Source organism: Psychromonas algicola (genome assembly GCF_004378355.1).
Classification (GTDB): Bacteria; Pseudomonadota; Gammaproteobacteria; order Enterobacterales; family Psychromonadaceae; genus Psychromonas.
In genome coordinates this window covers 23,215-30,776 of record NZ_SNUB01000038.1, presented here as the reverse complement: position 1 = coordinate 30,776, position 7,562 = coordinate 23,215, and the positions used below count along the sequence as shown (strand labels likewise).

6 protein-coding genes and 5 tRNA genes are annotated in these 7,562 nt (G+C 36.8%); 5 read left to right on the top strand and 6 right to left on the bottom strand.

The genetic code is table 11. The annotated features are described in order from the left end of the window. Positions 1-346: 346 nt before the first annotated feature. From E2R67_RS14840 to E2R67_RS14830, 3 genes are all read left to right on the top strand, one after another. Positions 347-1,231: a CPBP family intramembrane glutamic endopeptidase gene (locus E2R67_RS14840; RefSeq protein WP_134291730.1), complete on the top strand. Its 885-nt coding sequence runs from the start codon at positions 347-349 to the stop codon at positions 1,229-1,231. A 110-nt stretch (positions 1,232-1,341) separates the two neighbouring features. After that, positions 1,342-2,073, top strand: a complete 732-nt coding sequence (nfsA, locus tag E2R67_RS14835; protein ID WP_134291729.1) for an oxygen-insensitive NADPH nitroreductase — start codon at positions 1,342-1,344, stop codon at positions 2,071-2,073. A 138-nt stretch (positions 2,074-2,211) separates the two neighbouring features. Then, positions 2,212-2,787, top strand: coding sequence for an imm11 family protein (locus E2R67_RS14830; protein WP_134291728.1), 576 nt, complete (start codon positions 2,212-2,214; stop codon positions 2,785-2,787). Between the two features lie 53 nt (positions 2,788-2,840). Here E2R67_RS14830 and E2R67_RS14825 read toward each other — a convergent pair whose 3' ends face one another. After that, positions 2,841-4,691 (bottom strand): sigma-54 interaction domain-containing protein, encoded by a 1,851-nt coding sequence (locus tag E2R67_RS14825; RefSeq protein WP_134291727.1) that lies wholly within the window; start codon positions 4,689-4,691, stop codon positions 2,841-2,843. A 393-nt stretch (positions 4,692-5,084) separates the two neighbouring features. Here E2R67_RS14825 and cynS point away from each other — a divergent pair, with 393 nt between their 5' ends. Both cynS and E2R67_RS14815 read left to right on the top strand, forming a co-directional pair. Continuing rightward, positions 5,085-5,525, top strand: a complete 441-nt coding sequence (gene cynS, locus E2R67_RS14820) for a cyanase (protein ID WP_134291726.1) — start codon at positions 5,085-5,087, stop codon at positions 5,523-5,525. A gap of 95 nt (positions 5,526-5,620) precedes the next feature. Then, positions 5,621-6,430, top strand: a complete 810-nt coding sequence (locus E2R67_RS14815) for a formate/nitrite transporter family protein (RefSeq protein ID WP_134291725.1) — start codon at positions 5,621-5,623, stop codon at positions 6,428-6,430. A 240-nt stretch (positions 6,431-6,670) separates the two neighbouring features. Here E2R67_RS14815 and E2R67_RS14810 read toward each other — a convergent pair. The 5 genes from E2R67_RS14810 to E2R67_RS14790 form a co-directional block, all read right to left on the bottom strand. Beyond that, positions 6,671-6,755: transfer RNA gene (locus E2R67_RS14810), tRNA-Leu, on the bottom strand. A 6-nt stretch (positions 6,756-6,761) separates the two neighbouring features. Next, a tRNA-Gln gene (locus E2R67_RS14805) sits at positions 6,762-6,836 on the bottom strand. A 150-nt stretch (positions 6,837-6,986) separates the two neighbouring features. Beyond that, positions 6,987-7,061, bottom strand: a tRNA-Gln gene (locus tag E2R67_RS14800). A 232-nt stretch (positions 7,062-7,293) separates the two neighbouring features. After that, a tRNA-Leu gene (locus E2R67_RS14795) sits at positions 7,294-7,378 on the bottom strand. 10 nt (positions 7,379-7,388) lie between these two features. Beyond that, positions 7,389-7,465 (bottom strand) — tRNA-Met (locus E2R67_RS14790). Positions 7,466-7,562 lie beyond the last annotated feature (97 nt).

The following is a 7,562-nucleotide window of genomic DNA, read 5'->3' as shown; positions in this document are numbered from 1 at the left end:
AATGGTCAAAACCGATCCATAGTTGGAGAGCTGCCATGAATCGGTTTATAATAGAGTTTGAAGACCGCTTGAAAAAACATCTGTAAAAATGGTAATTACACAGAATTATTTACAGGGTCAATAATGAAACCTTGATCAATGCAGCTACGATATCCCCACCGTAGAACTTCCTCAAATTATGGATAACTTTCAGCAACAGCAAGCATGATATTTACTGTAAGTTCATCCGACACAATCAGATAAATAATAAAAATACTAAATATTAATTTTAATCTAACCTGATAGTTAATCTCGAAATGAAAGCGTAGAATAAACCTCACTAAATCCTCGTTGGATAACCAATAAAATGACCTTTTATCTATTAGCTCTCTCAATTTTATGTGTTTTCCCTTACTGTAAACTCTCACTATTCAAACAACCACTTTGGTTATGCTTGCTGTTATTTAGTGTTATCAGCGGTTGTTTCGAACACTATATCAATGAAGTTGGATTACTCAGTATTGGGTTTTATCTTGCTTTGTATTTTGGTGCGGTAAATATCAAACAGCCAGTAACACGTGTCATTACAACTACGCTTTTTATCATCACTTCTCTCGCGCTCGCTTTACATTGGATGCCCGGTTTTAATAACTTACCGATTGTTACCAACACACAAATCACCGACGATGCGATTGCTTTTACGCTGTATGCAAATGTTGATAAAGCAATAGTAGGGTTGTTGCTTTGTGCTTATTTTTTCTCTCGTACTACTTTTAACTTAACTCACAACTCTACTTTAAGCTTTAAACAAGGCTCGAATGCGAAATTTACGCTGCCCATTTTAATTATTGTTAGTACGATTTTAGCGACGTTAACCGTGGCGTTAATGATTGGCCTTGTTAGTTTTAATCCTAAAGTTCCTGACTTTTGGTTAAGCTTCATCGCTATTAATTTATTATTTACCTGTGTTGCTGAAGAAGCTTTGTTTAGAGGGTTATTACAAACTAAGCTGGCGCAAATCATTACATCTAAACGATTTGCTTTATTAGCGCCTGTTATGACAGCCTGCATTTTTGCCTTAGCGCATTTTGCTGGTGGTTTGCATTACATCTTCGTAGCCGCTGTCGCTGGGTTTGGTTATAGTTATATTTTCTATAAAACTCAACGTTTAGAATGGGCTATTTTGTGTCATTGGTTGGTGAACGTCTGTCATTTCTTTTTCTTCACTTACCCGATGTTAAGCAGCGCTTAAGTAAAAAATAACGCGAGACTCAATAGAAATTGAAACTTGATGGACTATTGATTGCCTCACTTTTTATATTCACAGCTTTTTATATTTATAATGATAAGGAACCTTGTTAAATGAACCAAGTTATTAATTTATTAAAACAACACTGCTCAATCCGCCAGTTTACTGATCAAGCGGTTAGCGATGAGATGTTAAATTCAATTATTGAAGCAGCGAGTTGTGCCTCTACGTCTAATTTTATCCAAGCTTATTCTGTTATTCGAGTAAATGATAAGGAAACACGAAAGCAAATTGCTACTTTGGCAGGGCCGCAAACTTGGGTTGAGAAAGCACCTGTCTTTCTTGTGTTTTGTGCTGACTTGAAAAAAGCGGAAATGGCTTGTGCTTATGAAAATAAAGAGATGCAATCTGGTCTGACTGAGCAATTTATTGTCTCTACGGTTGATGTGAGTCTTTTCGCTCAAAATGCGATGGTTGCAGCCGAATCATTAGATCTAGGTGGTGTATTTATTGGTGGTATTCGTAATGATCCTGAACAAGTCTGTGAGCTGTTAGAAATACCTGAAAATGTTTATCCTATCTTCGGCATGTGTTTGGGTTTTCCTGCGGTAGAGCAAGAGCAGAAACCAAGGTTGCCTGTGGATGTGATCCTTAAACAAGATAAATACCACGCTGATCAAGCTGAATTACTTAAGTACAACAAAACTTGCAGTGATTACTATCAAAGTCGCTCTAGTGGCGCGAGAAGTGAAACATGGACGGCTCAGATAGCGAACATGATGAGCACACCGCTTAGAACGCATATGAAAGCTTTTTTAGAGAAAAGAGGATTTACGTTTAAATAAGTTTATTGTTTAAAAAAGACGATAGCGAATTGATGGCTATCATCTTTTTTATGTTTTTTAGGACTAGTTTGTATAGTAAGCTCGAAAGGTAAAAACAGAGTAAGCCAAATCGATGCAAATAATACCTTTGAGGAACCTATGAGTAATAACTATTTTTTTATGATTGCAACATCTCCTGCTTTTGGTCCTACCGTAGAAGTTGTTGACGCCCCTTCGGTGCGAACAACGAAAGGTAAAAGCATTGGTGATATTGAGGAACCATTTCGTATTGAACTTGTTGTAGATAGAAGTGCTCCAGCTGAAGGTGAGTATCCTCCGCGAGATATTCACGAATCAGCAAAATTTACATTTTTTTCTAGAAAATTTATAGATGCATTAACGAGTTTGGGAGTTGAGAATATTGAATATTTTGAAGCCGATGTATTAGATACAGCCACTAATGAAAAATTGGATTACTGTGCTGTTAATATCTTAGGTAGAATTAATGCCGTAGATAAAGATCATTCAGATTTGATAATGGTTGGCGATAATATGATCGATGTAGAAAAAATGGTTTTGGATAAAAGCAAAATTCAAGACCATAAAATTTTTATGCTTGGTGAAATCCCAATGTTGATCGTTGTACATCAATCTATTAAAGAAATTGTAGAAAAACAGGGGTTAACTGGTTTTAGATTTTTCTCTGAAGAGGAATACGAGCCAGGTATAATTTAGTTTGAGTTTCATTGTTCATGTCGATTTTTATTCATGAGCAATGAAGTTTATTGTTAACTATAGACTGCTTTATTAATACCATATTTCTTTAGTTGAGAGGTTAGGGTAGTTGGTTTTAAACCTAATAATGCAGCGGCACCATCTTCTCCATATATTTTACCTTTCGCGTGCATCAACGCATTTTCTAAATTATTTTTTTCTAAAGATTTACGTTGTTGTGCATTGAGCAATTTACTTGTCGATAACGTGCTTACTTTAGTTTTTACCTGTGCTTTATCTTTGGCTAGGAAGTCGAAGTTAATCTTATTACTTTGAGCGAGTATGATTTGTCGCTCGATAATATTTTCTAGTTCCCTGATATTACCCGGCCATTGGTATTCTGTGAGGAATTTCATTTGCGCGACAGAAACCTCAAGTTGTGGTCGGTTTAAATCAACGCAGACTTTCTCAATAAAGTGTTTAACCAACAGGGGAATATCGTCTGCACGTTCTCTTAATGAAGGAGAATGAATTGGGAACACATTCAGCCTGAAATAAAGATCTTCTCTGAATTTGTTTTGCTCAACTAAGGCTTGTAAGTTTTGATTCGTCGCTGAAATTACCCTAACGTTAACATTACGTGTTTTAGATTCGCCTACGCGCTCAAATTGTTGCTCCTGTAATACACGCAGTAGTTTTCCTTGCAGCTGAATAGGAATTTCACCTACCTCATCTAAAAAGATAGTCGCGCCATCAGCCAATTCAAAACGACCAATACGATCTGATATTGCACCAGAAAAGGCGCCTTTAACATGGCCAAAGAATTCACTTTCAAATAAATCCACTGGGATCGCGGCACAGTTAACACGAATTAATGGTCTGGCTTTTCGTTCGCTGACCTCATGAATTGCTCGAGCAATAAGCTCCTTACCTGTGCCTGATTCTCCAGTGATCAGGACATTTGCATTAGTAGCACCAACCAGTTCAATTTGATTCACCATATGTTGTACTTTGTTGCTTTGTCCAATAATTTGGTGATGATTAAAGTCGGCGTTTAATTCTTCAAGTAAATAAGCGTTGTCTTGCTCCAGTCTCTCTTTGAGCGTATCAACTTCTTGTAAAGCGTTAAGTAGTTCATTTTGAATGGACTTTCGCTGGCTAATATCCCTAAAAATGACCACTGCACCAATCAACACGCCATTATCTGTGAGTGGGGTGCTTTTGTATTCAATGGGAATTGCTTGGCCTTTGTTGTTCCAGAATACTTCATCATCAACGCTATGGATTTCTCCATCTTGAAAAGCTGCGTAAATAGGGCAAGTGTGCCTATGATAATGTTCACCCGTCTCATAGGAGTGATGGCAAACCTCATGCATGTTTTTACCAATTAACTCTGACTTTTTCCAACCTAATATTTTTTCTGCAGCTTCATTGACAAAGGTGGCATTACCATGAACATCAACACCGTAAATTCCATCACCAACGGCACCAAGTAGTAATTTATTTTGTCTTTCAATTTCTTCGAAAACCGTTTCGTTTGCATTCCAGTGGGTAAGGCCTGCTTGATATTCTGCTTGTGCCGTTGCTAGGTGGTGTCGAGCAAAAGTAACTTTACCATTTTGGCAAGAGAGTAAGATCTTATCGTCAACAAGGTTTGCTGTAATATCTAAGTATGTTTTTTCACCTTCTATATAGATAAATATATCGTTAGACCAAGCTTCTTTTTGTTCAAGTACTTGTTGTGTAAATGAAAGTAACCTTTCCACAGAACCTTTAAAAATACCGGTAACCTTGATGTCGCTTAATACGCTTTGTTTAAGGTTGAATAGATCTCTGGCCTTATTATTAAGCTGTAGTATTTCGTTATTAAATGGATCAATAAACAATAAGGCAGTCGGCGCATTTAAAAATAAGTGTTCTTTCATACAACATTCCCTAAGCAGTAAAGTATTTAACTTTATTGATTTAATTATCTAGATAATTTTTCCCTGTTAATGATTTACTTACAATTACCATACCAAACAACGATATTTCGTTAAGTTGTCACGATATTTCGTTATCAACGATATTTCGTTGTTATTATTATTGGCTTGATAATATAAGAAGTTATTACTATTCAATAGGTTAGTAGTTTTTCCTTTGTTGGCACAATAATCGCAATGCCATAGGTACTTATTATAAATAAGTGATGTCATCTTCTTTCATTAAATAGAGGCATCATTAATTTAAAAAATGCACAACTTTGGACGATATTTGCACTAGCAAGTGGCAACCAAATAATGGATCACCTTCAACCTTTTTAACTTTAAGGAAGTTATATGAATAAACTAGCAGTAACAGAAGCTATCTTCGCGATAAAAAATGACAAAGGCTTAACATGGGAAAGTATTGCTGATGCGATTGGCATGTCTGATGTTTGGACAACCTCTGCATGTTTAGGCATGAATAGTTGCCCTGAAACAGAAGCGGATAAATTAATAAGCTACCTTGGCTTACCTGCTGAAGCAAAAGCTGCTTTAATGGCTTATCCAACCAAAGAGTGGGATAAATCAGTACCACAGGATCCACTTATTTACCGTTTATATGAAGTTGTTGGCGTTTATGGCGATACTTTAAAAGAAGTGATTCAAGAAAAATTTGGTGACGGCATCATGAGTGCCATTGATTTTTCAATGTCAGTTGATAAAGAAGAAGATCCAAAGGGTGACCGTGTTGTGCTTACTTTAAATGGTAAGTTTTTGCCTTATAAAACATGGTAAAAATTTACTATTCAATCTATAAAAAATAATGTCAGCTAAGCTGCCCAATAATAATTAATAACTACAATTAATAACAATACAAGAGAGAGAAGCTAATGTCCTATTTAGAACCAAGTGAGTTTGTTACCAAAATGGTAGATTCAGGTGAACAGAAAGTGTTCATGTCTACTAAAGATACGTTAATACGTGCTTTTATGGCGGGTGCAATCCTCGGGTTAGCCGCTATTTTTGCAATTACCGTTGCGACTAAAACAGGTAGTGCTATTTTAGGCGCTTGTTTATTCCCTGTTGGTTTTATCATGCTTTATTTAATGAAGTTTGATTTATTAACTGGTGTATTCACATTAGTACCACTTTCATTATTAGATAAACGTCCAGGCGTGACTGTTAGTGGTGTATTAAGAAACTGGGGATTAGTATTCCTAGGTAACTTCGCTGGAGCATTAACAACAGCCTTCTTTATGTCGTTTATATTAACTTATGGATATAGTACTGATGGTGGCGCAATTGCAGCCAAAGTCGCTTCTATTGGTGAATCTAGAACCTTAGGTTATCAAGCGCATGGTGCTGGTGGTTGGTTTACAATCTTCATTCGCGGTATGTTATGTAATTGGATGGTTTCTATGGGTGTTGTAGGCGCTATGATTTCAACATCAGCTGGCGCAAAAATGGCGGCGATGTGGATGCCTGTAATGCTGTTCTTCTTCATGGGCTTTGAGCATTCAATCGTAAACATGTTCCTATTCCCATTCTCAATGATCATGGGTGGTGAGTTTACAGTTAATGATTACCTATTCTGGAATGAAATTCCAACAGTACTTGGAAACCTAGCGGGTGGTTTATTATTAGTTGGTTTACCACTATACCTAACGCATGTTAAAACTTCTGCTAGCAGAGCTCGTTAATCTGCCATTTTAGTTAAGCTTTGTTTTATTAGAGTCTTAACTAATTAGAAATGAAAGGCCTCGTAATTTGATTACGGGGCCTTTTTGTTTTGATTAATAGCTGAACCTAACGCTAGTTCGTCTACCTATTGTAATACTTTAGAATAATGCAGTGGTTGGTATTTTATTTTAGTACTCAAATTTCAGACATAAAAAAACCAGCTATAAGCTGGTTCATTTATTTTTGCTTGTGGCAAAATATGGTGCGGAAAGAGAGACTTGAACTCTCACATCTTACGATACTAGAACCTAAATCTAGCGCGTCTACCAATTCCGCCACTTCCGCATAATGTGGCTGGGATAAGAGGATTTGAACCTCTGAATGCCGAGATCAAAACCCGGTGCCTTACCGCTTGGCGATATCCCAGTTGTTTATTTTAAAGAGTTTATTCTCTTTATTGTCATACTGCCGAGATCCTATATTAAAATCTCGCGGTGCATTACCGATTGCTGTATTTCAATGTTAAGTTTTACCTTCTTCAAGGATACTAACTTGTTAATAACAAATCAGTGAATGTGGCTGGGATAAGAGGATTTGAACCTCTGAATGCCGAGATCAAAACCCGGTGCCTTACCGCTTGGCGATATCCCAATTGTTAATTTTAAAGAGTTGATTCTCTTTTAGGCATACTGCCGAGATCCTATATCAAAATCTTGCGGTGCCTTACCGCTTGGCGATATCCCAATTACAATTTTTAGAGTTCATTCTCTTTTAGAATATTGCCGAGATCCTATATTAAAATCTCGCGGTGCATTACCGTTTAGCTATATCTAATTTTATTTTATAGAGTTATTCTTCTCTGGCTTCTTTATTAAATAAAGAATGGTGCGGAAAGAGAGACTTGAACTCTCACATCTTACGATACTAGAACCTAAATCTAGCGCGTCTACCAATTCCGCCACTTCCGCAGAAAGTAAATGGTGGCTACACCGGGATTTGAACCTGGGACCCCATCATTATGAGTGATGTGCTCTAACCAGCTGAGCTATGTAGCCATTTTTACTTTAATCTTAACAACAACTGTAAAACAGCATGTCATTTCGATGGGGCGCATTATGCGGATATCGACGAACATCGTCAACTAATTTTTAA

What these genes read in the sequence shown, in the direction of transcription:
- E2R67_RS14840 (WP_134291730.1), top strand. Translation starts at nt 347, where the DNA reads ATGACCTTTTATCTATTAGCTCTCTCAATTTTATGTGTTTTCCCTTAC.
- nfsA (WP_134291729.1), top strand. Translation starts at nt 1,342, where the DNA reads ATGAACCAAGTTATTAATTTATTAAAACAACACTGCTCAATCCGCCAG.
- E2R67_RS14830 (WP_134291728.1), top strand. Translation starts at nt 2,212, where the DNA reads ATGAGTAATAACTATTTTTTTATGATTGCAACATCTCCTGCTTTTGGT.
- E2R67_RS14825 (WP_134291727.1), bottom strand. Translation starts at nt 4,691, where the DNA reads ATGAAAGAACACTTATTTTTAAATGCGCCGACTGCCTTATTGTTTATT.
- cynS (WP_134291726.1), top strand. Translation starts at nt 5,085, where the DNA reads ATGAATAAACTAGCAGTAACAGAAGCTATCTTCGCGATAAAAAATGAC.
- E2R67_RS14815 (WP_134291725.1), top strand. Translation starts at nt 5,621, where the DNA reads ATGTCCTATTTAGAACCAAGTGAGTTTGTTACCAAAATGGTAGATTCA.